The sequence below is a fragment of the Pseudogemmobacter lacusdianii genome (assembly GCF_030848395.1).
Taxonomy (GTDB): domain Bacteria; phylum Pseudomonadota; class Alphaproteobacteria; order Rhodobacterales; family Rhodobacteraceae; genus Pseudogemmobacter; species Pseudogemmobacter lacusdianii.
On record NZ_JAVDBT010000001.1, the window covers coordinates 305,102 to 330,926 of the forward strand.

The following is a 25,825-nucleotide window of genomic DNA, read 5'->3' on the forward strand; positions in this document are numbered from 1 at the left end:
GATGGCGGCGGGATCGGGCAGATTTCCCCGCGTTGCGGTTTTGAAAGGCGGCATGTCCGCGGAGCGTGAGGTCTCTCTCGTCTCCGGGTTCGAATGCGCCAAAGCCCTGCGCGAGGTTGGTTACCACGAGGTTTTCGAGGTCGATGCCGGCCGCGATCTCGTCTCGCAACTTGCTGAAATCAAACCAGATGTTGTCTTCAACGCCCTGCATGGCCGTTGGGGCGAAGATGGTTGTGTCCAAGGCATTTTGGAATGGCTCTCCATTCCCTACACGCATTCGGGCGTGCTGGCCTCTTCGCTGGCGATGGACAAGCATCGCGCCAAAGAGGCTTACCGCGCCGCTGGCCTGCCAGTGGTGGAAGGTGTGATTGCCAGCCGCGAAGAGGTTGAAAAGTCTCACGTTTTGCCGCCGCCCTATGTGGTGAAGCCCAATAACGAAGGCTCCTCGGTCGGCGTCTATATCGTCTTTCCCGGCTCCAACGCGCCGCGTCTGGCCGAGACCATGCCGAAAGAAGTTATGGTCGAGACCTATGCGCCGGGCCGCGAGCTTTCGATCTCGGTGATGGGCGACCGTGCCTTGGCGGTGACCGATATCATCACCGACGGCTGGTATGATTACGACGCGAAATACAAAGTGGGTGGCAGCCGCCACGAGCTGCCCGCCAAGATGCCCGCCGAGGTGACCGAGGCCTGCCTTGACTATGCCTTGCGGGCCCATAAGGCCTTGGGCTGCAAAGGACTTTCGCGCACCGATATTCGCTGGGATGACACGCGCGGCGTGGCTGGTCTGGTGCTGTTGGAGACCAACACCCAGCCCGGAATGACCCCCACTTCGCTGGCGCCTGAGCAGGCGGCGCTGCACGGTATCTCCTTTGGTCAACTTTGCGATTGGCTGGTGAAGGACGCCTCATGCGACCGCTGAGCGCGCCCCGTCGTTCGGGCCATGAGCCCATGATGCGCCGCGACCCGGCCCCCAGCCGCTGGGCCTACCGGATGCAGCGTGTCATGCTCACGCCCTATCTGCGCGCGCTTTTGCGGGTGGGGCTGCCGACCTTCGTTCTCGTCTTGGCCACTGGCATTTATCTCTCGGATGAACAAAGGCTTGCGGGGGTCACCGGGGTCTTCACCGACATCCGTGAGAAATTCGAAAGCCGCCCTGAATTCCGCGTCTCGCTGGCTTCGGTCGAGGGCTGCTCGGATGATTTGGCCGAGGCCGTGCGCGCCAAGCTGAACCTCAACCTGCCGCAATCAAGTTTCGACCTTGATCTTGAAGCCGCCCGCGCCCGTGTGGAGAGCCTCGATGCCGTTAAATCGGCCGAGCTGCGTGTGCGCTCGGGTGGGGTGCTGCAAGTTCTGGTGACCGAGCGCGTGCCCGTTGCCGTCTGGCGCACCGCCGATGGTCTGACGTTGATCGATGATACCGGCCACCGCGTCGCAGGCCTGCATGCCCGCGCCGACCGTCCCGATCTGCCGCTACTGGCGGGCGAGGGGGCGGATAAGGCCGCCGCCGAAGCGATCCGGCTTTTGCAAGCCGCAGATCCGCTAACCCCCCGTATTCGCGGCATGATCCGGGTGGGTGAGCGCCGTTGGGACATCGCGCTTGACCGCGATCAGCGCATCATGCTGCCGCCCGATGATCCGGTGCGCGCGCTGGAGCGGCTTTTGGCTCTGGACCATGCCCAAGACATTCTCGCCCGCGATCTGCTGGCTGTTGATTTGCGCAATGATGCGCGCCCGACCCTTCGACTTTCGCCCTATGCCATGAATGCTCTGCGTCGCTCGCAAGGCCTTGATCCCATGGAGACCGAACTGTGACCGATCTTTATCAATCGCAACGTGCGATGCGGAACATGCGCAAGGCCGCCATGCAGCGCGGCGTTATTGCCATTCTCGATGTGGGCTCAAGCAAGATCGCCTGTCTGATCTTGCGCTTTGACGGCGACCACCGGCTGTCGGATGACGGCGTGGGCTCGATGGCTGGACAGTCGCAGTTCCGCATCATTGGCGCTGCGACGACCCGCTCACGCGGGGTGCGGTTCGGCGAAATCGCGGTGATGAATGAGACCGAGCGGGCGATCCGCACCGCCGTGCAAGCGGCGCAAAAGATGGCCAATGTGCGGGTGGATCATGTGATCGCCAGCTTCTCGGGCGCAGAGCCCCGCAGCTACGGTCTTGCCGGTGAGTGGGATCTGGCGGATTCCGTGGTGACCGAGCAGGACGTGGCGCGTGTGCTTTCGGCCTGCGACGTGCCCGATCTTGGTCCGGGGCGTGAGGTTTTGCATGCCCAGCCGGTCAACTTCGCTTTGGACCACCGCTCGGGTCTGGGCGATCCGCGCGGCCAGATCGGCCACCGTCTGGCTTGCGATATGCACCTTCTGTCGGTCGATGGGGCGGCGATCCAGAATCTGCTTTACTGCATCCAGCGCTGCGATCTGGAGCTCGCCGGCATCGCCTCTTCGGCCTATGTCTCGGGTGTGTCGAGCCTTGTGGAAGATGAGCAAGAGCTGGGCGCGGCCTGCATCGATCTGGGCGGCGGCACCACCGGTATCTCGGTCTTCATGAAGAAACACATGATCTATGCCGATGCGGTGCGCATGGGCGGCGATCATGTCACCTCAGATATCTCCAAGGGTCTGCAAATTCCCTTCTCCACCGCCGAGCGGATCAAGACCCGGCACGGCGGCTTGCATGCCACCGGCATGGATGACCGTGAGATGATCGAGATCGGCAGCGACTCTGGCGATTGGGAGAAGGACCGGCGCCAAATCAGTCGGACCGAGCTGATCGGCATCATGCGTCCGCGCGTTGAAGAGATCTTGGAAGAAGTGCGCAGTGTCTTGGATGCGGCGGGCTTTGACCATCTGCCTAGCCAGCAAATCGTGCTCACCGGTGGCGGCAGCCAGATCCCCGGTCTTGACGGGCTGGCCAATCGCATCCTAGGGCAGCGCGTCCGCCTTGGCCGCCCCTTGCGGGTGCAGGGTCTGCCGCATGCCGCGACGGGCCCGGCTTTCAGCTCGGCTGTGGGGCTTTGCCTCTTTGCGGCGCATCCGCAAGACGAATGGTGGGACTTCGAAATCCCGGCCGAACGCTACCCGGCGCGCTCTTTGAAAAGGGCCTTCAAATGGTTCAAGGACAACTGGTAACCCCAACACGTAGCGGCAAGCGCGAAATCCCGCCTATTGGGCGGCGTATTCCCCCATATTTTGTGGGGAATGCACGTTTTTCTCGTGACGTTTTGTTGCGGACTGGCTAGAGTCTGAACCAACTGACGCTTTCCGGGGCAGGGACAGGCCTGCGGAAAGATGATCGCGGCATAAGAAACGGACAGGCGGAACCTATGGCACTCAATCTGACGATGACCAACTCGCGCGAAGAGCTGAAGCCGCGCATCACTGTCTTCGGCGTGGGTGGTGCCGGCGGAAATGCCGTCAACAACATGATCGCACAGCAGCTGGATGGCTGCGAGTTCGTGGTTGCAAACACCGACGCGCAAGCGCTGCAACAGTCGAAGGCTGAAGCCCGCATCCAGATGGGCGTGAAAGTGACCGAAGGTCTGGGGGCAGGGGCCCGCCCGACCGTTGGCGCGGCGGCCGCAGAAGAGACCATCGAGGAAATCGTCGATCACCTCGCTGGCTCGCATATGTGCTTCATCACCGCCGGTATGGGCGGGGGTACGGGCACGGGTGCTGCCCCGATCATCGCGCAAGCCGCGCGTGAACTGGGTGTGCTGACCGTTGGCGTCGTGACCAAGCCCTTCCAGTTCGAAGGCAACAAGCGGATGCGTCAGGCCGAGGAAGGCCTTGAGGCGCTGCAAAAGGTTGTCGACACGCTGATCATCATTCCGAACCAGAACCTGTTCCGTCTGGCGAATGAGCGCACGACCTTTACCGAAGCCTTCGCCATGGCTGACGATGTCCTTTATCAGGGCGTCAAAGGCGTGACCGACCTTATGGTGCGTCCGGGCCTCATCAACCTCGACTTTGCCGACGTTCGTTCGGTGATGGATGAGATGGGCAAGGCCATGATGGGCACCGGTGAGGCTGAGGGCGAGGATCGCGCCGTCCAAGCTGCCGAGAAGGCAATTGCCAACCCGCTCTTGGACGAAATCAGCCTGCATGGCGCCAAAGGTGTGCTGATTAACATCACCGGCGGCTATGATCTGACTTTGTTCGAACTGGACGAAGCGGCGAATATCATTCGCGAAAAGGTCGATCCTGAGGCGAATATCATCGTCGGCTCGACCCTCGACACCACGATGGAAGGCCGTCTGCGCGTTTCGGTCGTGGCCACCGGGATCGATGCGCCCTCGGCCCAGAAGGCAGAGCCTCCGGTCACCCGTCGTTCGATGGCACAGCCGCTGACGCTGAACCCGACCCCGGCGCCTGCTCCGGCCCCCGAGCCGCGGCATGAGCCGGTTGCTGCCGCTGCACCGCGCGCCTATGCCCCGGCCCCGGCCCCCGAGCCGCGCCGTGAGGCTTATGCCCCGGCTCCCGCTCCGGCGCAGCGCTACCAAGCGCCGGCCGCGCAAGAGCAGGCCTATACCGAAGAGCCCGATCTCTTCGAAGCCCCGAGCTTTGAGCCGCAGGCCGATTACGATCAGCACCAAGACCACGACCTGCCGCCCCCGGTCTACCGCGCGCCCGCTCCGGCACCGACCGCGATGACCCGTGGCATGCCGCAAAGCATTGAAGGCGATGCTGGTGATTTCGTGGCGCCGCGTCCGCGCGGCCAGGCAGGACAACCCTCGCCCGAGGCTTTGGCCCGTCTGCAAGCCGCCGTCTCCAAAGGCCCGGCGCAGCGTGCCGCTCCACAGCCCCGCGCACCGCAACAGCAGCCGCAAGCTGCCGCTCAAGCTCCGGCTGCCGCCGCTGGTAAGCCGCGCTTTGGCATCGGTTCGTTGATCAACCGCATGGCGGGCCATCTTGACCAAGGGGCTGAGCGTGGCCAGGCCGCAACGGCCCGCGCGCAACCGCCGGTGACCGCTTACGACGAAGAGCCTGACCAGTCCGGCGACGACAATCGGATTGAGATTCCGGCCTTTCTGCGCCGTCAGGCCAACTAAGATCGCTGTAACATAACAGCGCAAGAAGGCCCGGGAGACCGGGCCTTTTTCTTTTGAAATCAAGGTCTTGCAATTGTGACACTGACTGTCACAAACCGTTGCAAAAGGTGAGTTGAGGTTGGTCGCCCCCTAAACTACCTAAAGTTCGAACCAAGGCCCTTGGCATCTGATCCAAGCGGCACTGGCAACAGAGGTCTAAATCGTCGTGCAAAACACGTTGAAATCTGCGGTTACATTCACCGGCGTGGGTCTCCACTCCGGCAAGCCTGTCCGCATGACCCTGCGCCCGGCTTCGGCCAATTACGGCATCTGGTTCCACCGCACCGATGTGCGCGGTGCTGATCCGATGATCCGCGCGATCTGGTCCGCGGTGACGCCCTCGCGGCTCTGCACTGTGGTGGAAAATGACGCTGGCGTCTCGGTCTCAACGATCGAGCATGTTATGGCCGCCTTGTCGGGCAGCGCCATCCACAACGTGCTGATCGAAATCGACGGCCCCGAAGTGCCGATCCTTGACGGCTCGGCTGAGCCTTTTGTCGCGGCTTTCTTGGCATGCGGCATTGTGCGCCAAGATGCACCTGTGCGGGCGATCCGCGTGCTGAAGGCCGTGGAATACCGTGAAGGCGAGGCTTTGGCCCGGCTTGAGCCCTCGGATATGCTGGAGATCGACTTCCGCATTGAATTTACCGACCGCGCCATCGGCACGCAGTCGCGCCATTTGAACATGTCGAATGGCGCCTTCGTGCGTGAACTGTCGGACAGCCGCACCTTCTGCCGTCAGTCAGATGTGGATGCGATGAAGAGCAATGGCTTGGCCTTGGGTGGCACCGTCCATAACGCTGTGGTCTTTGACGGCGACCGGGTGCTGAGCCCCGGCGGCCTGCGCCATGCAGACGAGCCTGTGCGCCACAAGATGCTCGACGCGGTGGGCGATCTGGCTTTGGCCGGCGGCCCGATCCTTGGCCGTTACACCGGTATCCGTGCCGGTCACGCCATGACGAACCAGCTGCTGCGCGCGCTTTTCGCCGACCCCGATGCTTATCAGCTGGTGCTGGTGGGCGACAATGTCGGTGGCAAGCTGCCGGGCGTGGGCGTGCATCGCGGCGATCTGCCGTCGCAGCGCCGGATCCACGCTTAATCTATCCTCTTTTGGTGCGCTGCCACCGCCCTGATCCAAGGGGCGATGGCGGCTTTTTGCCGAGTGGTCTCAAGCGGCGGCAGGGCAGGGCGGGGGCTGGGCGTTTTTCAACCCATCGTAGAACCGCCCGAAGCCGATAAAGGCGTTTTGCGCCGCCGGATTTTCTGTGCTAGGACGGGCCAAATGCTTTGCCGGAAACGGCCAGCGGCCAGCGGTTTCAACGTCGCGGTCAAGTCGGGCGAGGTGGTCGGATCGGCTGCCGGACAAGGAAAACAGGTTTGGAAGTGCACAAGACTGTAGGCGGTGAGACGGGCAAAGGGCGCGGCAAGCGGTCGGCAGCTCCGATTCTGGCGCATGCTTCGATGGCATTGCCTGTCGTGACGCGGGCCCGCTTGGCGCTGCCGGCATTGGCGCTTGTCTCGGTATTGGCGGCATGCGGCGGTTCGAAGAATGCGCCGAACGACTCGCTTGAGAATTTCACCGCGGAAGAGATCTACCGTCAGGGCGAGATCGCCTTGGAAACCTCGCGCAAGCCCGATGATGCTTTGCGCTATTTCCAAGAGGTGGAGCGGCTTTACCCCTATACCGCCTTTGCCAAGCGCGCTTTGATCATGCAGGCTTTCGCGCTGCATAAATCGAAGAAATACGAAGAGGCCCGCATGGCCTCGCAGCGCTATCTGGACCTTTATCCCGGCGATGAAGACGCGGCTTATGCGCAGTATTTGCTGGCCTTGTCCTATTACGACCAGATTGATGATGTCGGCCGCGATCAGGGCCTGACCTTCCAAGCGCTGAAATCTTTGCGCGATGTGATCGAGCTCTATCCCGAAAGCGAATATGCGCAATCGGCGATCCTGAAGTTCGACCTCGCCTTCGACCATCTTGCCGCCAAAGAGATGGAAATTGGCCGCTTCTACCTGAAGCGCAAGCATTACACCGCGTCGATCAACCGCTTCCGCACCGTGGTGCAGGACTTCCAGACCACCTCGCACACCGCCGAGGCTTTGATGCGTCTGGTTGAGGCCTATCTGGCGCTTGGCTTTGTGGAAGAGGCGCAGACCGCTGCGGCGATCTTGGGCTATAACTACCAATCCTCGCCTTTCTATGATGATGCCTTCACGCTGTTGAAGGGCAAGGGGCTGAAGCCGGAATCCAAGGGCGACAACTGGCTCTCTGCGATTTATCGGCAGATGATCCGCGGCGAATGGTTGTAAGGGGGATGGGCGAATTGCCCGTCGGCTGGGTCGATGCTCACCTCGCTTGAGATCCGCGATCTGTTGATCATTGACCGTCTGGTGCTGGAGCTTGGCCCCGGCCTGAACGTGCTGACCGGTGAGACCGGCGCGGGCAAATCGATCCTTCTTGATTCCTTGGGCTTCGTGCTCGGCTGGCGCGGGCGCGCCGATATCATCCGCCAAGGTGCTGACCGAGGTGAGGTGACGGCGGTCTTCTCGCTGGCCACCGATCACCCGGCTTGGGCGCTTTTGGCCGAGGCCGGGATTGCGGATGCCGAAGCGGGCGAGGATCTGATCCTGCGCCGCGTCACCACCGCCGATGGCCGTAAAACCGCTTATATCAACGACCGCCGGGTGGGCGGCGAGGTGCTGCGCGCGCTCTCGGACCTTTTGGTCGAGTTGCATGGCCAGAATGACGACCGTGGGCTCTTGAACCCGCGTGGCCACCGCCAATTGCTTGATGAATTTGGGGCGTTGGATCTTGCCCCCTTGCGGCGTGCTTGGACCGCGCAGCGCCAAGCGCGTGAGGCTTTGCAAGCGGCCGAGGCTGCGATCGCCCGCGCCAAGACCGAAGAGGAATTCCTGCGCCATGCGGTGGGCGAGCTTAGTAAGCTCGGCCCCCAGCCCGGCGAAGAGGCCGAACTCGATGCCAAGCGCCGCTTGATGCAAAGCGCCGCGCGGATCCGCGATGATATCTCGCGCGCGGCCTTGGCTTTGTCAGATGAAGGTGCCGAGGGCCGGATGCGCGATGCCGCGCGCTGGCTGGAAGGCGTGGCGGACCGCGCCGAGGGGCGGCTTGATGAACCGCTGGCCGCGCTGAACCGCGCCGCGATTGAACTCTCCGAAGCTCTGTCGGGCGTCGAATCGGCGCTGCAAGCGCTGGACTTCAACCCACAGGATCTTGAGGCGCTGGAAGAGCGCCTCTTTGCCATTCGCGCTTTGGCCCGCAAACATGGCGTGGCCCCAGATGATCTCGCGGGCTTCGCCCAAGGTCTGAGCGACCGGCTTGAGGCTTTGGATGCGGGCGAGGCAGGGCTTGCCAAGCTCGCCACGGCTTTGCGCGAGGCGGAGGCCGCATATGCCGCCGAGGCGCGCGCCGTGCAAGAGAAGCGCCAAAAGGCAGCCAAACGCCTTGATCAGGCGATGGCGAAAGAGCTGGCCCCCTTGAAGATGGAACGCGCCGTCTTCACCACCGAGATCCGTCCCGGCGAGCCCGGCCCCGAAGGCGCTGATGCCGTCACCTTCACCGTGGCGACCAACCCCGGTGCGCCCTCGGGCCCGCTCAATCGCATCGCCTCGGGCGGGGAATTGAGCCGCTTCCTCTTGGCGCTGAAGGTCTGTCTCACCGGCCACCAATCCGGCCTGACGTTGATCTTCGATGAGATCGACCGCGGCGTCGGTGGTGCCACCGCCGATGCGGTGGGGCGGCGGTTGAAGGCGCTTTCCTCCTCGGCGCAGGTGCTGGTCGTCACCCATTCGCCGCAAGTGGCGGCGCTTGGGGCGCATCACTGGCGGGTCGAGAAGCGGGTGGTAAAGGGCCAAACGCTCTCCACCGTCATCGCATTGCCGCAAGATGAGCGCGTCGAAGAGCTGGCGCGGATGCTCGCGGGTGACACGGTCACCGAAGCCGCGCGTGCAGCCGCAAGGGCGCTGCTCGAAAGCTAAGCGCCGGGCCTGCCGACTCCATCCCTGAAGACAGATCAACCATGCCACGGGGCCAGCCTTGCAGCAGCGGCATGGCGGGTTCTCTTTTGCTGCGCTAGCAATGCTGCATTGCAGTATCCATGTGGGAGGGGCAAGAATAAAGGAAATAACTGATGTTTTATCGTTTGAAATCTATCCTCACCCGCCTGCGCGCCTCTGACAGCCGCGCGCTTGAAGAGGCTTTTCTGGCCGACTCGACCTCGCTCGTTGATCTTGAGCAGCGTCTGCGTCGCCTCGATATGGCACGGCTCGGTCTGATCGCGCGCCCCTGGTGAGCGCCACCGCGCTCTGCCCATTTTCTGTCTAAAAATATCCCACGGGGGTGCGGGGGTGTGAAACCCCCGCCGCTGCCCTTGGCCAGACGCGCAACCCATGCGCATAAAACAGCCGCATCCTCGCGCTTTAGCATCTGGCAGAGCCACGGCACTTGGGATATGCCCGCGCCATCCAGCCGAGAGGAGCGCCGCCGATGAAAGCTGCCGTCATCACCTTCCCGGGCTCGAACTGCGACCGCGATCTTGCTGTTGCTTTCGAACGGGCCGGTTTCCAGGTTTCCCGCGTGTGGCACAAGGACAGCGCCTTGCCCGAGGGCATCGACGTCGTTGGTGTGCCAGGCGGGTTTTCCTACGGGGACTACCTGCGCTGCGGCGCCATCGCCGCGCAATCGCCGATCGGCGCTGCGGTCAAAGCCCATGCCGCCAAGGGCGGCTATGTGCTGGGCATCTGCAACGGCTTTCAAGTTTTGACCGAGATGGGGCTCTTGCCCGGCGTCTTGATGCGCAATGCCTCGCTCAAGTTCATCTGCAAACCGGTGACGCTCAAAGTGGCCACCACCAACTCGGCCTTCACCTCGGACTACCAGTTGGGCCAAGCGATCCAAGTGCCGGTGGCGCATCATGATGGCAATTACACCATCGATGCCGAAGGTTTGGCGCAGCTCAAGGGCGAAGACCGCATCGCTTTCACCTATGGCCAGAACCCCAATGGCTCGATGGGCGATATCGCGGGCGTCCTTTCGGCCAACCGCCGGGTGCTGGGCATGATGCCGCATCCTGAGCGCGCCGCCGAGGCTTTGCATGGCAGCACCGATGGTGCCGCACTCTTCTCTGCGCTCATGGGCGGGATGGCGCTGGCCTAAGGGGCTACGGCTTGAGACAGCACGGGCGGGGGCCTAATCTTGGCGCCATGAGCCAGACCCCCGACCCATCGCTGGAAGAGACCCGCCAAGGCTTGCCCTGGCGGGTTAAGCTGGTGATTGGCCTGCTGCTTTTGCTGGCGGCCAGCGTGGTGTTGATCACCAACAGATGGCTTTCCGAACGTTTTACCGATGACACGCGCAACCGGGCCGAAGTCCGCTTGGCGCTGAACACCGGTTATCTGATGTCTGAACTCCAGCGGACCTCGGTTGTTCCGCTGCTTTTGTCGCGCGACCCCGATTTGATCGCGGCACTGCGCGTGGCGCAATATTCCCAGACCACCGCCAAACTGATCGCGCTGCAATCCGAGATTGCGGTGGCCTCGATCCAGCTCTTGGACGGGGACGGCAGGGTGGTGGGGGCGACCAACCGCAACCTCTTGGGCACCTCGCACCGCAACGACCCGGCTTTTGTCGATGCGCAGCGCGCCAAGGATACGATCTTCACCGCCTCACGCCGGGAGGCTGGCGGCTTTGACTTCACCTATTCGCGGGCGCTGCGGGCCGATGGCAAAGTGCTGGGCGTGATCGTCGTTTCCGTCGATCTGATGAAATACGAACGCACTTGGGCCGGTCTGCAAGACGCCGTGCTCGTCACCGACAGCGAAGGCACCGTGATCTTGGCGACCGAGCCGGTTTGGCGCGGTCAAAGTATGGAAAAGGCGCTTGAGGCGCGCGATCCGCCCTCGGCCATCCAGCGCGCGCTTTCGGCCACGAAGGGTTGGGCGCAAAGTCCGCCCGATGCCTATGTGCATGGCGAGGCGGTGATGCGGACCGAAACCCGCGTGCCCTTCCGAGGCTGGCGCATCTTCACCTTCACCGCTTACGATTCGGTGCGCGAAAAGGTGAACGGCATTTTGGCGCTGGAAATCATGGGCTTTGCCATTCTCATGGCGTTGACCTTCTACTTTCTGTCGCGTCGCGCTTGGCAGCGTTCGGTCGGGTTCCAAAAGGAATCGGCCGAGCTGCGCTTGCTGAACGCGCGGCTGCAGCGCGCGATTGCCGAGCGCGAGAAGGTGCAAAAAGACCTTGAGGTGGCCGAGCAAACCCTTGCGCAATCGTCGAAACTTGCCGCCTTGGGCGAGATGTCGGCGGCTGTCAGCCATGAGCTGAACCAACCGCTTGCCGCGATGAAAACCTATCTCGCAGGGGCGCGGCTTTTGTTGCAGCGCCGCCGCCCGGAAGAGGCCTTGTCCTCCTTCCAGCGCATCGATGATTTGATCGAGCGGATGGGCGCGATCACCCGCCAGCTGAAATCCTACGCCCGAAAGGGGGGAGAGGCCTTTGAGCCGGTGGATCTGCGCGCCTCGATCTCTTCGGCTTTGTCGATGATGGAACCGCAGCTGAAAGCCCGCGTTGTGAAGATCTCGCGCGCTTTGCCGCGCCAGCCGGTGCTGGTGATGGCGGATCGCATTCGGCTGGAACAGGTGATCATCAACTTGCTGCGCAACGCGCTTGACGCCACCAAAGACCAAACCGCTCCTCAGATCGATCTGCTTTTGGCGGCGGGCGAGACGGCGACGCTCTCGGTGCGCGACAATGGTCACGGCATTGGCGAGTTGGGCAGTATTTTTGAGCCGTTCTACACCACGAAGAAGCCCGGCGAAGGCGTCGGACTTGGACTGGCGATCTCTTCGGGGATCGTGACGGATCTGGGCGGCCGTCTGACGGCCCGCAACGCCGAGGAAGGGGGCGCGGTCTTTGAGATGCAGTTGCCGATCCTTGGTCGCAAACAAGAAGCAGCAGAATAAGGAAGACCCCGCATGGCGCGTGCAATGAAGGTGGCGATTGTTGATGACGAGGCGGACATGCGCGCCTCGATCAGCCAATGGCTGGCCCTTTCGGGCTTTGACACCGAGACTTACGCCAGCGCTGAAGAGGCGTTGAAGGCCATTGGCCCCGAGTTTCCGGGCGTGGTGGTCAGCGATATCAAAATGCCCGGCATGGATGGGATGGCGTTTCTGAAACGCCTGATGTCTCAAGATTCCGGCCTTCCGGTCATCATGATCACCGGCCATGGCGATGTGCCAATGGCGGTTGAGGCAATGCGGGTTGGCGCGTTTGATTTTCTGGAAAAGCCCTTCAACCCCGACCGGATGACCGAGCTTGCCAAAAAAGCCACGCAGAACCGCCGCATGACCTTGGACAACCGCGCTTTGCGGCGTGAATTGTCGGATGGCTCTTCGATCATGAACAAGCTGGTGGGCTCGTCCCCAGCGATGGAGCGGCTGCGCGAGGATATCCTTGATCTCGGCCAAGCCGACAGCCATGTGCTGATCGATGGCGAAACTGGCACCGGCAAGACGCTGGTGGCGCATGCTTTGCATGCCGTGGGGCCGCGCGCTTCGAAGAAATTCGTCACCATCTCTTGCGCGGCTTGGTCGGAAGATCAGCTTGCGGCCAAGCTTTTCGGCCCGGCCGAGGATGGCACCATCCCGCTGGTCGAAGAGGCTCGTGGCGGCACGCTTTGCCTTGAGGATATCGAGGCGCTGCCCAATGCTCTGCAAGCGCGGCTTTTGACCTTCATCAACGAACAAGGTGTCCCGCCCGAGACCCGGATCATCGCGATCTGCAACCAACATGCGCCGGATATGACGCTGGAGCAGACGCTGCGGCAGGATCTCTTCTACCGTTTGGGCGCGATGACCATCGTGCTGCCGCCTTTGCGCGCACGCGGCGAGGATATCTTGCAGCTCTTCACCCGGCTGTCCGAGCAATTCTCGGAAGAATATGGCTGCGACGCGCCGCAGGTCACCGCGCAAGAGGCGGCTCAGCTGCTGCAAGCGCCTTGGCCCGGCAATGTCCGTCAGCTGGTCAATATCGCCGAACGCGCTGTGCTGCAAAACCGCCGCGGCTCGGGCTCGATCGCCTCGCTTTTGATGGCGGATAACGAGGCCTCGGGCCCGGCGCTCACCACCGAGGGCAAGCCCCTGAAAGATTACGTCGAAGCCTTCGAGCGGATGTTGATCGACAATACCATGCGCCGCCACAAGGGCAGCATCGTTGCGGTGATGGAAGAGCTTTGCCTGCCGCGCCGCACCTTGAACGAGAAAATGGCGAAATACGCGCTGCAACGCTCGGACTACACCTAAGTTCAAACCGCCGGGGCGCTCTTGCCGCATCCCGGCGGCTTGCGTTGTCATATAATGGTGATCTTTTTGTGCCATTCTTGGCGAGGGTCTCGTGTAGGTCTGAGTGAGGCAGGGCGTTATGGAAGATCTGAGCGGCGCGGAAGAATGGTTGGCGGAAGAGCTGGCCGAGCTTTTGGGCGAAGGTCATGAGCTTGAGCTGGACGACCCGGTTCTGGCCCGTGAAATCCAGCGCATCTACCGCGAGGGCGCGCCGGAGACGATGGATCGGCAGGTCTATTTCCGTGCGCTCTTCCAGTTGCAATCCGAGCTGATCAAGCTGCAAGACTGGGTGCAGCACCACAAAAAGAAAGTGGTGGTGCTGTTTGAGGGCCGCGATGCCGCCGGCAAGGGCGGGGTGATCAAGCGCATCACCCAGCGGCTGAACCCGCGTGTGGTGCGTGAAGTGGCGCTGCCGGCCCCTTCGGACCGCGAAAAGAGCCAATGGTATTTCCAGCGCTATGTGCCGCATCTGCCGGCAGGCGGCGAGATCGTGCTCTTTGACCGCAGTTGGTACAACCGCGCCGGGGTCGAGCGGGTGATGGGCTTTGCGGATGAGCAACAAGTGGAAGATTTCTTCCGTGATGTGCCCGAGTTTGAGCGGATGCTGGTCCGCTCGGGCATCATTTTGGTGAAATACTGGTTCTCGATCACCGATCAAGAACAGCAATTGCGCTTCTTGATGCGCATCCATAACCCGATGAAGCAGTGGAAACTGTCGCCAATGGATCTGCAGGCGCGGGTGCGGTGGGAGCAATATACCAAAGCCAAGGAAGAGATGTTTGCCCGCTCAAACATCCCCGAAGCACCGTGGTATATTGTTGAGGGCAATGACAAAAAGCGCGCGCGGCTGAACTGCATCGCGCATCTTTTGTCGCAAGTGCCCTATGCCCCGGTCCCGCATGACGAGATCAGCCTGCCAGACCGGGTGTTCAACCCAAATTACGAACGCGCGGTTCTGCCCGAAGGACTCTACGTTCCATCAAAATATTGATTTTTGCGGATGGACAACCTCAGATTGTAGAGGCTTGGTCGCGCAGCGCCGAAAAACGCTGTTGTGTTTGATGGCCTTCTGCACCTATGTTTCAGGCAAGGTGCATCTGCACCCGACGAATTCTCCGCCCCGGGCCCGGCATCGCTGTCTGTCGCCGAAGGCGGTCGGATCGGCCTTTCGACAAAGGCTGTACGTATAGCCCAGTTCCGCCAGCGACGGAGCGGGCCTCGTGAACGGGCCTTGCCAAGGCAGGGCCATGGTGTGAACGCGATGGATCGCGCGCTGCAGTTGACGGATGAAAAGGGGCTGCCTTTGGGCATTTCCCCTGTTTTCGTGCCCGCTGCCGCGCTGATGGATCCCGCACAGACAAGCCGCCCTCCTCTCGTATTTAGCTGCGCCGCCTTGCGGGGCAGAGCGGGTTCGGGGCCGGGGCGCAGTGGAAATCAATGTCCAAAAAGATGCTCATCGACGCCACGCATGCGGAAGAAACCCGCGTTGTCGTGGTCGACGGAAACAAGGTCGAAGAATTCGACTTTGAAACACTAAACAAGCGCCAACTGGCCGGAAATATCTATCTGGCCAAGGTGACGCGGGTCGAACCCTCGCTGCAAGCGGCGTTCGTGGATTACGGTGGCAATCGCCACGGCTTCTTGGCTTTCGCCGAGATTCACCCCGATTATTACCAAATTCCGGTCGCCGACCGCAAAGCCCTGCTCGATGAAGAGCGTCAGGCCGCGCGAGAGGAAGAGGAAGAAGAGAACCGCCGCGACCGTCGCAAGCAGCGTCCACGCCCCGCGCCGAAAGCCGCCGCGATCAGCGAAGCTGATCCCGTGGTCACGGCAGCGGTCGAAGTCTCGGGCATGGAAGTCGTCGATCTGCATGAGGATGCAGAAGGGGATGTCGTTGACGCGCTGGTCACCGATCTAAGCCTTGACGAGGCAGCTGTCGAAGGTGGCGCGCCCGAAGTCGACACCGCCGAGCTGGATGCGGCAGAGGCGGGTGACGCTGGCACTGGCGACACCGAAGACAAAGCCGGCGACCATGCCTCGGACAGCGATGATGAGATTGAATCCATCGCCGAAGAAGATGTCGCCGAAGAGATCTCGGCCCCGCGCCGCACCCCCCGCGCGCGCCGCTACAAAATCCAAGAGGTGATCAAGGTCCGGCAGATCATGCTGGTCCAAGTCGTCAAAGAAGAGCGCGGCAACAAGGGCGCTGCGCTGACCACCTATCTCTCGCTGGCTGGCCGTTACTGCGTCTTGATGCCGAACACCGCACGGGGCGGTGGCATCAGCCGCAAGATCACCCAAGCCGCCGACCGCAAGAAGCTCAAAGAGATTGCTGGTGAGATGGAGGTGCCGGAAGGTGCTGGCCTCATCATCCGCACGGCGGGTGCCAAGCGCACCAAGCCCGAGATCAAGCGCGACTACGAATACCTGATGCGTTTGTGGGAGCAGATCCGCGAGCTGACGATGAAGAGCATCGCGCCCGCCAAGATCTACGAAGAGGGCGATCTGATCAAACGCACGATCCGCGACCTCTACAGCCGCGAGATTGAAGAGATTTTGGTCGAAGGCGAAGCGGGCTACCGCACCGCCAAAGACTTCATGCGCATGATCATGCCGAGCCACGCCAAGCAGGTGAAGCGCTACGACGAGCCGAACCCGCTCTTCGCCCGCTATCAGGTCGAAAGCTACCTTGGCGGCATGTTCAACCCGACCGTGCAGCTGAAATCCGGCGGCTATATCGTTATTGGCGTGACCGAAGCTTTGGTTGCGATCGACGTCAACTCGGGCCGGGCCACCAAAGAAGGCTCGATCGAAGAGACCGCGCTGAAGACCAACCTTGAGGCCTGTGACGAGGTCGCCCGCCAGCTGCGTCTGCGCGATTTGGCCGGTCTGATCGTCATCGACTTCATCGATATGGAAGAGCGCAAGAACAACATCGCTGTTGAGAAGCGCCTGAAAGATAAGCTGAAAACCGACCGCGCGCGGATTCAGATTGGCCGTATCTCGGGCTTTGGCCTGATGGAGATGTCGCGCCAGCGCCTGCGTCCGGGGATGCTGGAATCGACCACGCAGCCTTGCCCGCATTGCCACGGCACCGGGCTGATCCGCTCGGACGATTCGATGGCCTTGCAGATCCTGCGCGCCTTGGAAGAAGAGGGCACGCGCAAGCGCTCCAAAGAGGTGCTGTTGAAGGCGCCCATTGGCATCGTCAACTTCCTCATCAACAACAAGCGCGAGCATATCGCCTTGATCGAAGCGCGTTATGCAATGTCGGTGCGGATCGAAGCCGATCCGACGCTGGTTTCGCCCGACTACGCGATCGAGAAGTTCAAGACCGCGACCCGTGTGGTGCCGGAAACTCCGGTGATCTCGGGCCATGCCGGGCTGATGGGCGCTCCGGTCGATGAGGATGAAGACGAAGATCTGATCGACGATATCGCCGAAGAGGAAGAGCAGGCCGAAGAGGCAAGCTCGGAAGCTGCGGCCGAGGGCGGTCAGCCGGCGCGCGAGAATGGCGATGGCAATGGCAAGAAAAAGCGCCGCCGCCGTCGTCGTCGTCGCGGTGGCCGCGATGGTGAGACCAACGGTGAGACCGAAGGCGCAGATTCCGACGGCGAGGCCGAAGGGGATGACACCGAAGCCGATGCCGCTGGTGAGGTGGTTGCGGCAGAGCCTGTCGCTGAAGCTGCGCCCGAGGCTGAGGCCGCTCCGAAGAAGCGCGTGACCCGCACCCGCAAGCCGCGCAATGCGGCTGCTGCGAAAGCTGCCCCGGCGGCGGTGACGGCGGAAGCGCCTGCGGTTGAGGCGGTTGCTGAGGTCGCTGCTGAAGCTCCGGCGGAGGTGGCTCCGGTTGCAGCTGCTCCGGTGGAAGCAGCTCCGGCTGAAGCCGAGCCCGCACCGAAGAAGCGCGCCTCGCGGGCCCGCAAACCCAAGGTCGAAGTCGCTGCTGTTGAAGCCCCGGCAGCCGAAGCTGAAGCGCCGGCTGCTGTGGAGGCGACCGAAGCCCCGGTGAAAGCTGCACCGAAGCCGCGCACGCGCGCCAAGGCTCCGGCCAAAGCGAAGGCTGCGGCTGTGACCGAGGCAGCTGTGACCGAAGCAGCGGCACCTGTTGAGGCTGCTCCGGCGGCAGCCCCGGCACCTGCACCTGCTGCGGCGGAGCCTGCAAAGGTCGAACCCGCTCCGGCAGCCGCGGCTGACGACGCCCCGGCCAAGCCCCGCCGCACCGGCTGGTGGTCGAAGAAGTAAGGCTCTGGCCGCGCGCCTAAGCTGAGACAAAGAGGGAAGGCAGGGAAACTTGCCTTCCCTTTTTTCTATCTCGCATCAACGATCTAAGGTGGTGCTTTGCACTTAACCCGCAGCGCGGATCAGATGCAGGGCGACGCCAGCTTCCTGCCGCATCTCTAGATAGTCGTGGCCCGCTTGCGCGCAGAAATGCGGCAGATCGATCGCGGCCATCGCATCGGTGGCCCGGACGCAAAGCAACTCGCCCGCCGCCATTGCAGCCAGCCGCTTGCGCGCCCGCAAGACGGGCAGGGGGCACAAAAGCCCCTCGCAATCCACCATCTGATCCCAATCTGCCATGATGCCGCATAGCGCGCCGCATTGTTTCAGGCAACTGCTCCCGACTTCGCACCAATGTGACCATCCGTCACCGCAGCCGCGCGCCTTCTTGCGTGACCAAAGCCCTGCACCGCGCTATGACGCGCATTGGACAGGAGCCTTTATGCTGGATATCTCGATCATTGATGCGGGCCTTGCGCTGGCCACGCTCTTGGCGCTGCTGGGGGGGCTGTTGTCCTTCCTCTCGCCTTGCGTTTTGCCGGTGGTGCCGCCCTATCTGGCCTATATCTCTGGCGTCTCTGTCACCGAGATGACCAATGAGCCCGCAGCGCGGCGCAAGATCCTGCTTCCGGCGGTGTTCTTCGTCATGGGGCTTTCGACGATTTTCCTTCTCTTGGGCTTTTCGGTCTCAAAGCTGGGGATCTTCTTTCTCACCCATCAAGAATGGTTCAACCGCATCGCCGGGGTGATCGTGATCACCTTTGGTCTGCATTTCCTTGGCGTCATCCGCATCCCGTTCCTGATGCGCGAGGCGCGGATCGATGCGGGCGATCAGGGCGGCAGTGCTTTTGGGGCCTTCATCCTTGGGCTGGCCTTTGCCGCTGGCTGGACGCCTTGCAACGGGCCGATCCTGTCCGGCATTCTGACGATGGTGGCGCGCGAGGCCGATGTCTCGCGCGGGCTTTATCTCATGGCGCTTTACTCGGTCGGCATGGGGCTGCCTTTCCTTCTCTGCGCGCTTTTCATCACCCGCGCGATGGGGCTGATGCGCCGCTTGCGTCCGCATATGCGCAAGATCGAAATCGCGATGGGCGGGCTTTTGGTTTTGATGGGCGTTCTCCTTTTCACCTCTTCGCTCTCGGTGCTGTCGGGCTGGATGTTGGACGCGATGGAGCGTTTGGGCATCCCCTTGCTGGGATAAGCCGCAGTTTCGCACCGATCTTGCCCGTCTTGCCCCTTATCTCTGCCGCAGTTTTCTCGCATGATCGCGGGTATGAGTGGGGCAGGGCAAACTTCTGAGACCAAGGCGAATGGGCAAGGCGCGGCGGAGCAGTTCCGCCGTCGGGTGTTCTACATCCCGGGCTATGACCCGTTCCACCCCCGCCGTTACCGCGAGCTTTACCGCAAAGAAGGCGCCGATCAGGCCCGGCTTTCTGGTTATGAACTGAAGCTGACGCCTCTCAGCGGCACCGGCAGTTACAGCTGGCGCAGCGAGAGCGTGATCGAGGGTCGGCAGACCCGGGCTGAGATATCGGTGCTGGTCTGGTCCGATATCGTCAAACGCTCGATGTCCGAGACGATCCCCGCCACTTACCTGCAACTTTTGCGCACCGCTTGGGCCTATATCGGATCGGGCGCGCTGTTTCGGCTGATGCGGTTGCGCAAAGGTCCAATGATTGCAGCGCTTTACCCGATTGTCTTTCTGCTTTTGCAACTGGCTCTGGCGGTGGGCTTGGCATGGGGCATAGGCGCTGTCTTGGCTCATTTCAGCCATTGGAGCTTTGGGATTGCCGCAGCTGCCGTCACGCTTTGGGCCGTTCTGCGCTGGTTCCGTGCCAAGGATAACAAGGCCTTCGCCTGGTATCTGATGCATGATTACGCCTTTTCGGCGCAAAATGGTGGCGCCAACCCGCCTGAACTTGAAGCCCGCATGGCCGAGTTTCGCGCCCAGATCAGCGCGGCTCTGGCGCAAGATTGCGATGAGGTTCTGGTCGTCGGCCATTCCTCGGGCGCGCATCTGGCGATCTCGATCTTGGCTGATCTTTTGCGGGTGGCCGGGCCGCAGGGCCTGCCCACCCGCCCGCGCTTAAGCTTTCTTTCGCTGGGGCAGGTGGTGCCGATGGTCTCTTTCCTGCCGAAAGCGCAGCGGCTGCGCCGCGATCTGCGCGACCTTTCCACCGCCAGCCAGATCACATGGGTCGATGTCACCGCCCCGGGCGATGGCTGCGCCTTTGCGCTTTGCGATCCGGTGGCAGTCAGTGGTATGGCCCCCGAAGGCAAGCTCTGGCCCTTGGTGCTCTCGGCGGCGTTCAGCCAAACGCTATCATCTGCCAAACAGGCTGAGCTGAAGCGGCGTTATTTCCGGCTACATTTTCAATACCTCTGCGCCTTTGACGCGCTGCCCGGCACGCAAGGCGATTATGATTACTTCGCCGTCACCGCTGGTCCGCTGACCTTGGCCGAACGCTTCCGCAGCCGCGCCCCGTCAAAAAGCCGGATCGAGACGCCGGTGAACCTTTATAGATCAACCACATGAGCGGCTGCCCCTTTCCCCCCACGCCCCCGAAGCCCAAGCCGAGACCCGATAAGGTCTCGCTCTTCACCTACTTAAGGCTTTTCCGGCGCGACATCCTCTCGGCGCAACCAGCGCGGCTTTACCGGGCTTGGATGGCCGAATTCCGCACGCCCTTCTTCCGCAGCTATATGGTGAATGACCCCAGCCTCGTGGCGCGGGTGCTGAACGAGCGGCCCGATGATTTCCCGAAATCCGACCGTATCGGCGAGGGCCTGCGCCCGCTCTTGGGCAATTCGGTCTTTGTCACCAATGGCGAGACCTGGAATCGCCAGCGCCGCATCATCGACCCGGCGTTTGAGGGTGGGCGGCTGAAGGACAGCTTTCCCGCCATGCGCGACGCCGCTTATGCCGCTGTGGCGCGGATGGAGGCGCTTGCCGGGGGCAGGGTCGAGGTCGAAGAAGAGATGTCGCATGCGGCGGCGGATGTGATCTTCCGCACGCTCTTTTCGATCCCAATCGACCATGCGCTGGCCGCCGCCGTCTTCCACGAATTCCGCGCCTATCAGCGCAGCCAGCCGATCTTGAACCTCGCGGCCTTCCTGCCCTTGCCCAACTGGATGCCAAGGCTGCACCGCCGCGCCACCCGCCGCTCGGCCAAGGTGATCCGCCAGTTGATCACCCAGTTGACCGATGAGCGCGCCGCCGAGATCGCCGCTGGCACGGCCCCGGATGATCTCGCGACCAAGATCATGACCACCCCAGACCCGCAAAGTGGCATCGGCTTTTCGCCAGCAGAGATGGTGGATCAGGTGGCGATCTTCTTTCTCGCCGGGCATGAAACTTCGGCCTCAGCGCTGTCTTGGGCGCTCTATCTCTTGGCTTTGGACCCAAAGGCGCAAGACCGCGTCGCCGCCGAGGTGGTAAGCCTGCCGGATTCCCCAAGCTTTTCAGACCTCTCAAAGCTGAAGTTCACCCGCGACTGCTTCCGCGAGACTTTGCGGCTTTACCCGCCGGTCCCCATGATGGTGCGGCAAAACCGTTGCCCCGAGACCTTCCGCGACCGAAGCGTCGCCCCCGGCGCGCAAATCGTGCTTTCGCCTTGGCACCAACAGCGCCATGAGCGGCTTTGGCATAACCCGGACGTCTTCGACCCTGATCGCTGGCAAACAGAGGCTGGCCGTGCCTCGGCGCGCAATGCCTATATGCCCTTCTCCTCTGGCCCCCGCGTCTGCACCGGCGCGGGCTTTGCTATGGTTGAGGGCACGCTTCTCCTCGCGCTTCTCATCAAAGCCTTCCGCTTCGAACGCATCGAGGGCCAAGACTCGATGCCCGCCGCGCACCTTACTGTGCGCGCCAAAGATGGCATCCACCTCCGCGTCACAAAACGATAAAGCCGGCTGCACCCAAGCACCCGGCTCACTCATTTTCTGTCCGTAAATATCCCGGGGCCCGGGGCAGAGCCCCGGCCGCCGACCACAGAGATCCTCAGAGGATCTCGACGCGGTAGCTCTCGATAACCGTATTGGCCAGAAGCTTTTCGCACATCGACTTCACTTCGACCTCAGCCGAGGCTGCATCGGTGCTTGCGAGATCGAGCTCGATCACTTTGCCCTGACGCACGCCATTGACGCCCGCAAAGCCCAAAGAGCCAAGCGCGTGGCGGATCGCCTCGCCTTGCGGATCAAGAACGCCATTCTTCAACATAACGGTGACGCGGGCTTTCATCGGGACCTCCGGCTGCGAATGCCCCGCCCCCATAACGCTGGGGACGGGCAGGGGCAAGTTCCGTTGATACGGAACTTTAATTGATCAGGCTGGGTTTCGTCGTGTGCGTCACATTTGAGGGCATCACGCCCAAACGCCGCGCCAGTTCGGTATAGACATCATGCAAGGGGCCCGGATCGGGGATCGTGCCATCGGGGCCTTCGGTCATCCGCATGTCCCAGAGCCGGCAGCTGTCGGGGCTGATCTCATCGGCGACGATCAGCCGCATGAATTCGCCCTCCCAGACCCGACCCAGTTCAAGCCGGAAATCGGCCAGACGGATGCCAACACCCATCATCACACCGGACAGGAAATCATTCACCCGCAAGGCCAGCGCGATCATATCGTCCAGATCTTGCTGGTTGGCCCAGTTGAACGCGATGATATGCTCTTCGCTGACCAGAGGCGTGCCGAGTTTGTCGTCTTTGAAGTAATATTCCACGATCGGGCGCGGCAAAGGCGTGCCCTCGGGGATGCCCAAACGGTTGGTCAGATCCCCGGCGGCAAAGTTGCGCACCACGACTTCCAGCGGGATAATCTCGGCCATGCGCACCAATTGCTCACGCATGTTGATGCGACGGATGAAATGCGTCGGCACGCCAATCGTGTTCAGCCCAGACATGAAGAACTCACTCAGGCGGTTGTTGAGGACACCTTTGCCCTCATTCGCCGCCGGAGCCACGGCCACAGGGGGCGCGCCGTCGTCTTTGAAATACTGGATCAGAGTGCCGGGCTCGGGGCCTTCATACAGGATCTTCGCCTTGCCCTCGTAGACCTTCTTACGCCGTGCCATGAACTCTCCGATGCCATAGGAAACGGGGGCGGCCGCGCCACCCCCATCTCGCAATTGCGCTATAGTGGAAGCCCCGCTCGGCTGCAAGGCGCGGGGGCGGGCGGGCAGGGGCGGCGCCGCAGCGTTCCACAGCAGGCCTTAGCGCGCTTTGGGCGGCTTTCTGAATGGGGTAGTGGCCTAACCCTTGCGACAAGCCCGACGCGTGATCATATCTAGGGGGCTATCATAACAATGTCGGGGATCTTCATGACCACGTTCGACGACCGCGAAAACGCCTTTGAGACCAAATTCGCCCATGACAGCGAGATGCAATTCAAAGCCGAGGCCCGCCGCAACAAGCTGATCGGCCTCTGGGCCGCGGGGCTTTTGGGCAAGTCGGAAGATGAGGCCAAAGCCTATGCGATGGAGGTCGTCTCGGCCGATTTCGAAGAGGCGGGGTCCGAGGATGTGGTCCGCAAGCTTTCGGCTGATTTGGGTGATAAGGCCAGCACCGATCAAATCCGCGCCAAGATGGAAGAGCTGTTGATCACCGCGAAAACCCAGCTGATGGGCGAGATCTGATCGCCTCAGAGGTTTTGTCTAAGACATTACAAGCCGCGCGGGCCGAAAGGCGCGTGCGGTTCTTGCGATTTGGCCGGCAGCGGCTGGCGGTTTCGTGGATGAGTTTGGGTTTGCATCGCCGAAAACCGCGTGGCAGAGGTCGCTTTATCGATTTTCATCCTTTGCACAAAGGGCCCAGCCAATGACCAAGGACGCGCTTTCCAGCCTGCTATCCAGCCGGGATTGGCTGATGGCCGACGGGGCCACCGGCACCAACCTCTTCAATATGGGCCTGTCCTCGGGCGAGCCGCCGGAGATGTGGAACATCGAGCGCGCAGATGACATCCGCACGCTCTACCGCAATGCGGTTGAGGCGGGCTCGGACATCTTCCTGACCAACACCTTTGGCGGCAATGCCTCGCGTCTGAAACTGCACAATCTGCAAGGCCAGGTGCATGAGTTGAACCGCGTTGGCGCCGCTTTGGGCCGCGAGATCGCCGATGCTTCGGGGCGCAAAGTGGTTGTGGCAGGCTCGGTTGGCCCGACGGGCGATATCTTCGAGCCGATGGGCACGATGACCCATGCTTTGGCGGTGGAGATCTTCCACGAGCAGGCTGAAGGGCTGAAAGCTGGCGGCGCGGATGTGCTTTGGGTCGAGACGATTTCGGCGCCCGAGGAATATAAGGCCGCGGCCGAGGCGGCAGCTTTGGCGGGCATGGCCTGGTGCGGCACCATGAGCTTTGACACCGCAGGGCGCACGATGATGGGCGTGACCTCGGCGGCGATGGCCGAGATGGTGGAAAAGCTGCCGAATCCGCCGATCGCCTTTGGGGCCAATTGCGGCGTTGGGGCCTCGGATCTGATGCGCACGGTTCTGGGCTTCACCGCCACCGGCTCGGCCCGGCCGATCATTGCCAAGGGCAATGCGGGCATCCCGAAATACCACGACGGCCATATCCATTACGATGGCACGCCCGAGTTGATGGCCGAATATGCCGTCTTGGCGCGTGATGCTGGCGTGCGGATCATCGGCGGTTGCTGCGGCACCATGCCCGAGCATCTGAAGGCAATGCGCGCGGCTTTGGAGAGCCGTCCGAAAGGCCCGGCGCCCTCGGTCGAGGATATCCAAGCCCATCTTGGTGGCTTCTCTTCGGCCTCGGATGGCACCGGCGACGATCCGGATGCGCCCAAGCGCGAGCGTCGCGGTCGCCGGGGCTGATGAACGACAGCTGAGCCTTCAAAAGAGGCTCAGCTGATTTCCTCGCGCAAAGGGCGCGCTGAAGAGATCGCAGCGCAAAGGCGGCATCTCTTTCACCAACCGATAGCGCGGCAGCGCTTTGTCGAACCTTTGCGCGATCAGCCGCGACCAAAGCCCCTCACCGCGCATGCGTTTGCCCCAAGCCGGGTCGTATTCCTTGCCGCCATGCACATCGCGCACCCGCGCCATCACCTTGGCGGCGCGGTCAGGGTAATTCTCGGCCAACCAATCTTGGAAGAGGCCCGCCACCTCAAGCGGCAGGCGCAGCATGATCCAACTGGCGGCTTCGGCCCCAGCCCCAGCCACGGCCTCCATGATCGGTTCCAGCTCATGATCGGTGAGGCCCGGGATCACCGGCGCGATCATGGCGCGCACTGGGATACCGGCTTGGGTCAGTTTGCGGATCGTGGCGAGGCGCCGGGCAGGGGCGGCTGCGCGAGGCTCCATCTTGCGCGACAGGCCTGCATCCAGCGTGGTCAATGAGATCCCCACCCGCAACAGCCCCTGCGCCGCCATTGGCGCCAGAAGGTCAATGTCGCGCTCGATCAATGTGCCTTTGGTGGTGATCGCCAGCGGGTGGCGGAAGGCGGAGAGCACTTCAACCACCTCACGCATAACCTTGCGCGACGCCTCAAGCGGTTGATAAGGATCGGTATTGGTGCCGATCGCAATCACCTGCGGCTGATAGCTCTTGGCGCGCAACTCTTTGTCTAAGACCTGCGCCAGACCGGGGCGGGCGATCAACTGGGTTTCAAAATCCAACCCGGGTGAAAGGTTCAACCAAGCATGGCTTGGCCGTGCAAAGCAGTAGATGCAGCCATGCTCACAACCGCGATAAGGGTTCACCGAGCGGTCAAAGGGAATGTCGGGCGAGCGATTGAAGCTGAGCGCCGAGCGCGCCCGCTCGTCACGCACTTGTGTTCGGATCAAGTGATCTTCATGCGGCAGATCCCAGCCATCATCCAATGCCGCGCGGCTGGTTGCTTCATACCGGCCATTGGCGTTAGAAGTGGCCCCGCGCGCCCTGAGACGGTCGCCGGGTCGTAATCCGCTAGCAGGGGGCAGGGGGGCGTTGATCATTGATAAATGATAGAACGAAAAGAGAACAAGTGCCAGCGGAATTGCATCTCAAACCCGTCTCTGTCGGCTTTCAGTCCGGGCATGTCGCAAACCGCTGAGTGGTTTTGCCGCTGATGGCCCATGCACCAT

General features: G+C 62.2%; 22 protein-coding genes. 18 read left to right on the forward strand and 4 right to left on the reverse strand.

Annotated features, from left to right (window positions below; genetic code table 11):
- Nucleotide 1 precedes the first annotated feature (1 nt).
- The 13 genes from Q9295_RS01475 (at nucleotide 2) to Q9295_RS01535 (ending at nucleotide 17,710) form a co-directional block, all read left to right on the forward strand.
- Complete coding sequence (locus Q9295_RS01475; protein ID WP_306678665.1) at nucleotides 2-922, forward strand: D-alanine--D-alanine ligase; 921 nt, start codon at nucleotides 2-4, stop codon at nucleotides 920-922.
- Nucleotides 910-1,815: a cell division protein FtsQ/DivIB gene (locus Q9295_RS01480; protein WP_306678668.1), complete on the forward strand. Its 906-nt coding sequence runs from the start codon at nucleotides 910-912 to the stop codon at nucleotides 1,813-1,815. The genes Q9295_RS01475 and Q9295_RS01480 overlap by 13 nt, the downstream gene beginning before the upstream one ends.
- A complete protein-coding gene (gene ftsA / locus Q9295_RS01485; protein ID WP_306678670.1) occupies nucleotides 1,812-3,143 on the forward strand; it encodes a cell division protein FtsA in 1,332 nt (443 codons plus the stop codon). The genes Q9295_RS01480 and ftsA overlap by 4 nt, the downstream gene beginning before the upstream one ends.
- A gap of 194 nt (nucleotides 3,144-3,337) precedes the next feature.
- The gene (gene ftsZ, locus Q9295_RS01490; protein ID WP_306678672.1) at nucleotides 3,338-5,062 is read left to right on the forward strand and encodes a cell division protein FtsZ; all 1,725 of its coding nucleotides are present in this window, start codon (nucleotides 3,338-3,340) and stop codon (nucleotides 5,060-5,062) included.
- Nucleotides 5,063-5,267: 205 nt separating this feature from the next.
- Complete coding sequence (lpxC, locus tag Q9295_RS01495) at nucleotides 5,268-6,200, forward strand: UDP-3-O-acyl-N-acetylglucosamine deacetylase (protein WP_306678673.1); 933 nt, start codon at nucleotides 5,268-5,270, stop codon at nucleotides 6,198-6,200.
- A gap of 362 nt (nucleotides 6,201-6,562) precedes the next feature.
- Nucleotides 6,563-7,414, forward strand: a complete 852-nt coding sequence (locus Q9295_RS01500; RefSeq protein ID WP_306678774.1) for an outer membrane protein assembly factor BamD — start codon at nucleotides 6,563-6,565, stop codon at nucleotides 7,412-7,414.
- A 33-nt stretch (nucleotides 7,415-7,447) separates the two neighbouring features.
- Nucleotides 7,448-9,100 carry a DNA repair protein RecN gene (gene recN / locus Q9295_RS01505; protein ID WP_306678675.1) on the forward strand — a complete coding sequence of 551 codons (1,653 nt, stop codon included), beginning with the start codon at nucleotides 7,448-7,450 and terminating at the stop codon, nucleotides 9,098-9,100.
- A gap of 152 nt (nucleotides 9,101-9,252) precedes the next feature.
- Complete coding sequence (locus Q9295_RS01510) at nucleotides 9,253-9,414, forward strand: DUF3563 family protein (RefSeq protein ID WP_306678676.1); 162 nt, start codon at nucleotides 9,253-9,255, stop codon at nucleotides 9,412-9,414.
- A 194-nt stretch (nucleotides 9,415-9,608) separates the two neighbouring features.
- A complete protein-coding gene (purQ, locus tag Q9295_RS01515; protein ID WP_306678677.1) occupies nucleotides 9,609-10,277 on the forward strand; it encodes a phosphoribosylformylglycinamidine synthase subunit PurQ in 669 nt (222 codons plus the stop codon).
- Between the two features lie 47 nt (nucleotides 10,278-10,324).
- Nucleotides 10,325-12,085, forward strand: a complete 1,761-nt coding sequence (locus Q9295_RS01520; protein WP_306678679.1) for a sensor histidine kinase — start codon at nucleotides 10,325-10,327, stop codon at nucleotides 12,083-12,085.
- A gap of 12 nt (nucleotides 12,086-12,097) precedes the next feature.
- Nucleotides 12,098-13,426 (forward strand): sigma-54-dependent transcriptional regulator, encoded by a 1,329-nt coding sequence (locus tag Q9295_RS01525; RefSeq protein ID WP_306678681.1) that lies wholly within the window; start codon nucleotides 12,098-12,100, stop codon nucleotides 13,424-13,426.
- A gap of 118 nt (nucleotides 13,427-13,544) precedes the next feature.
- Nucleotides 13,545-14,456, forward strand: a complete 912-nt coding sequence (gene ppk2 / locus Q9295_RS01530) for a polyphosphate kinase 2 (protein ID WP_306678683.1) — start codon at nucleotides 13,545-13,547, stop codon at nucleotides 14,454-14,456.
- A gap of 446 nt (nucleotides 14,457-14,902) precedes the next feature.
- Nucleotides 14,903-17,710, forward strand: a complete 2,808-nt coding sequence (locus Q9295_RS01535) for an Rne/Rng family ribonuclease (protein WP_306678685.1) — start codon at nucleotides 14,903-14,905, stop codon at nucleotides 17,708-17,710.
- A gap of 102 nt (nucleotides 17,711-17,812) precedes the next feature.
- Here the strand turns inward: Q9295_RS01535 and Q9295_RS01540 are convergent, their stop codons facing one another.
- Nucleotides 17,813-18,046 carry a sulfurtransferase TusA family protein gene (locus Q9295_RS01540; protein ID WP_306678688.1) on the reverse strand — a complete coding sequence of 78 codons (234 nt, stop codon included), beginning with the start codon at nucleotides 18,044-18,046 and terminating at the stop codon, nucleotides 17,813-17,815.
- A gap of 142 nt (nucleotides 18,047-18,188) precedes the next feature.
- Between Q9295_RS01540 and Q9295_RS01545 the strand changes: the two genes are divergently transcribed.
- The 3 genes from Q9295_RS01545 (at nucleotide 18,189) to Q9295_RS01555 (ending at nucleotide 21,652) form a co-directional block, all read left to right on the forward strand.
- Nucleotides 18,189-18,947: a cytochrome c biogenesis CcdA family protein gene (locus Q9295_RS01545; RefSeq protein WP_306678690.1), complete on the forward strand. Its 759-nt coding sequence runs from the start codon at nucleotides 18,189-18,191 to the stop codon at nucleotides 18,945-18,947.
- A gap of 72 nt (nucleotides 18,948-19,019) precedes the next feature.
- Nucleotides 19,020-20,282 carry a hypothetical protein gene (locus Q9295_RS01550; protein WP_306678692.1) on the forward strand — a complete coding sequence of 421 codons (1,263 nt, stop codon included), beginning with the start codon at nucleotides 19,020-19,022 and terminating at the stop codon, nucleotides 20,280-20,282.
- The gene (locus Q9295_RS01555) at nucleotides 20,279-21,652 is read left to right on the forward strand and encodes a cytochrome P450 (protein WP_306678694.1); all 1,374 of its coding nucleotides are present in this window, start codon (nucleotides 20,279-20,281) and stop codon (nucleotides 21,650-21,652) included. Before Q9295_RS01550 ends, Q9295_RS01555 begins: the two co-directional genes overlap by 4 nt.
- Nucleotides 21,653-21,746: 94 nt before the next feature.
- Here the strand turns inward: Q9295_RS01555 and purS are convergent, their stop codons facing one another.
- Complete coding sequence (purS, locus tag Q9295_RS01560) at nucleotides 21,747-21,986, reverse strand: phosphoribosylformylglycinamidine synthase subunit PurS (RefSeq protein WP_306678696.1); 240 nt, start codon at nucleotides 21,984-21,986, stop codon at nucleotides 21,747-21,749.
- A 76-nt stretch (nucleotides 21,987-22,062) separates the two neighbouring features.
- Nucleotides 22,063-22,818, reverse strand: coding sequence for a phosphoribosylaminoimidazolesuccinocarboxamide synthase (locus Q9295_RS01565; RefSeq protein WP_306678698.1), 756 nt, complete (start codon nucleotides 22,816-22,818; stop codon nucleotides 22,063-22,065).
- Nucleotides 22,819-23,064: 246 nt separating this feature from the next.
- Between Q9295_RS01565 and Q9295_RS01570 the strand changes: the two genes are divergently transcribed.
- Together Q9295_RS01570 and bmt are read left to right on the forward strand one after the other, a co-directional pair.
- Entirely contained in the window at nucleotides 23,065-23,379 is a 315-nt protein-coding gene (locus Q9295_RS01570) for a DUF1476 domain-containing protein (protein WP_306678700.1), read from the forward strand.
- Between the two features lie 181 nt (nucleotides 23,380-23,560).
- Nucleotides 23,561-24,577, forward strand: coding sequence for a betaine--homocysteine S-methyltransferase (gene bmt / locus Q9295_RS01575; RefSeq protein WP_306678702.1), 1,017 nt, complete (start codon nucleotides 23,561-23,563; stop codon nucleotides 24,575-24,577).
- Between the two features lie 18 nt (nucleotides 24,578-24,595).
- Here the strand turns inward: bmt and Q9295_RS01580 are convergent, their stop codons facing one another.
- A complete protein-coding gene (locus tag Q9295_RS01580) occupies nucleotides 24,596-25,696 on the reverse strand; it encodes a PA0069 family radical SAM protein (protein WP_306678704.1) in 1,101 nt (366 codons plus the stop codon).
- Nucleotides 25,697-25,825 lie beyond the last annotated feature (129 nt).

Excerpts from the sequence above, each read along its gene's own strand:
- Q9295_RS01580 (WP_306678704.1), bottom strand. The coding sequence starts at position 25,696 with ATGATCAACGCCCCCCTGCCCCCTGCTAGCGGATTACGACCCGGCGAC.
- bmt (WP_306678702.1), top strand. The coding sequence starts at position 23,561 with ATGACCAAGGACGCGCTTTCCAGCCTGCTATCCAGCCGGGATTGGCTG.
- Q9295_RS01480 (WP_306678668.1), top strand. The coding sequence starts at position 910 with ATGCGACCGCTGAGCGCGCCCCGTCGTTCGGGCCATGAGCCCATGATG.
- Q9295_RS01550 (WP_306678692.1), top strand. The coding sequence starts at position 19,020 with ATGAGTGGGGCAGGGCAAACTTCTGAGACCAAGGCGAATGGGCAAGGC.
- Q9295_RS01570 (WP_306678700.1), top strand. The coding sequence starts at position 23,065 with ATGACCACGTTCGACGACCGCGAAAACGCCTTTGAGACCAAATTCGCC.
- Q9295_RS01565 (WP_306678698.1), bottom strand. The coding sequence starts at position 22,818 with ATGGCACGGCGTAAGAAGGTCTACGAGGGCAAGGCGAAGATCCTGTAT.
- Q9295_RS01520 (WP_306678679.1), top strand. The coding sequence starts at position 10,325 with ATGAGCCAGACCCCCGACCCATCGCTGGAAGAGACCCGCCAAGGCTTG.
- Q9295_RS01535 (WP_306678685.1), top strand. The coding sequence starts at position 14,903 with ATGTCCAAAAAGATGCTCATCGACGCCACGCATGCGGAAGAAACCCGC.
- Q9295_RS01555 (WP_306678694.1), top strand. The coding sequence starts at position 20,279 with ATGAGCGGCTGCCCCTTTCCCCCCACGCCCCCGAAGCCCAAGCCGAGA.
- Q9295_RS01475 (WP_306678665.1), top strand. The coding sequence starts at position 2 with ATGGCGGCGGGATCGGGCAGATTTCCCCGCGTTGCGGTTTTGAAAGGC.
- purS (WP_306678696.1), bottom strand. The coding sequence starts at position 21,986 with ATGAAAGCCCGCGTCACCGTTATGTTGAAGAATGGCGTTCTTGATCCG.
- Q9295_RS01500 (WP_306678774.1), top strand. The coding sequence starts at position 6,563 with ATGGCATTGCCTGTCGTGACGCGGGCCCGCTTGGCGCTGCCGGCATTG.
- Q9295_RS01545 (WP_306678690.1), top strand. The coding sequence starts at position 18,189 with ATGCTGGATATCTCGATCATTGATGCGGGCCTTGCGCTGGCCACGCTC.
- Q9295_RS01510 (WP_306678676.1), top strand. The coding sequence starts at position 9,253 with ATGTTTTATCGTTTGAAATCTATCCTCACCCGCCTGCGCGCCTCTGAC.
- purQ (WP_306678677.1), top strand. The coding sequence starts at position 9,609 with ATGAAAGCTGCCGTCATCACCTTCCCGGGCTCGAACTGCGACCGCGAT.
- ftsZ (WP_306678672.1), top strand. The coding sequence starts at position 3,338 with ATGGCACTCAATCTGACGATGACCAACTCGCGCGAAGAGCTGAAGCCG.
- Q9295_RS01525 (WP_306678681.1), top strand. The coding sequence starts at position 12,098 with ATGGCGCGTGCAATGAAGGTGGCGATTGTTGATGACGAGGCGGACATG.
- Q9295_RS01540 (WP_306678688.1), bottom strand. The coding sequence starts at position 18,046 with ATGGCAGATTGGGATCAGATGGTGGATTGCGAGGGGCTTTTGTGCCCC.
- ppk2 (WP_306678683.1), top strand. The coding sequence starts at position 13,545 with ATGGAAGATCTGAGCGGCGCGGAAGAATGGTTGGCGGAAGAGCTGGCC.
- recN (WP_306678675.1), top strand. The coding sequence starts at position 7,448 with ATGCTCACCTCGCTTGAGATCCGCGATCTGTTGATCATTGACCGTCTG.